At 69.3% G+C, this 626-nt stretch carries 1 protein-coding gene and 1 pseudogene; both read left to right on the forward strand.

The genetic code is table 11. From position 1 onward, the window contains the following. Positions 1–83 precede the first annotated feature (83 nt). Complete coding sequence (locus tag DD1DGNOD_RS28995; RefSeq protein ID WP_241255545.1) at positions 84–392, forward strand: hypothetical protein; 309 nt, start codon at positions 84–86, stop codon at positions 390–392. Next, a pseudogene (locus DD1DGNOD_RS07965) lies at positions 389–626 on the forward strand (hypothetical protein); the annotation flags it as partial. The gene DD1DGNOD_RS28995 and the pseudogene DD1DGNOD_RS07965, both read left to right, overlap by 4 nt.

The following is a 626-nucleotide window of genomic DNA, read 5'->3' on the forward strand; positions in this document are numbered from 1 at the left end:
CGTTCGCAACCGGCCCTGTCCCGCGTTGAGGGATCTTGCCCGCGGGACCGGGCCGGCATCCAACCGACGATGGGGACGGGACGGTGAAGCCGGTGACGGTGACCAGCAACGGGACGAGAAACGGTGTGGAGGACAGCAGGGCGGACATCCGGACGCCTGCGCTGTGGGGTGTCGTGCGGTTCGAGCCAGGAGCGGAACGCCGTGTCCGCGACACAATGATCACATTTGATTCGGCGGCGTCGGCGGACCTGTTCGCCATCGAGAACGGCTGGCACGACTACCAGGTCACGCCGCTGTTCTTCTTCGTGGAGAACGTCTCCCGGCAGGTGGGGGGCCGTAGCCAGCTCGAGGCGGCACTCGCGCGTGCCGCGCGGCGGCCCGGGCCGCGGTGACCAGCGACGCCGACGACGCGGACCGTCCCTCCGACGACGCGCAGCCGCCGAGCAGCGGAGAGTCGCTGTTCCCCGCTGGCGCGGGGGAGTGGGTCGTCACGCTCACACCGTCCATGCGGCCGGCGGAACTGATCCGGATGTTGCGGACGCTGCCGGAGACCGCCGAGTTCGTCGAGTCGTTCGGTGACGTCGACCTACTTCTGATCTTCTGTCTGGCGCTGCCACAGCGAGCCG

The organism is Candidatus Protofrankia californiensis (assembly GCF_900634765.1).
Lineage (GTDB): Bacteria > Actinomycetota > Actinomycetes > Frankiales > Frankiaceae > Protofrankia > Protofrankia californiensis.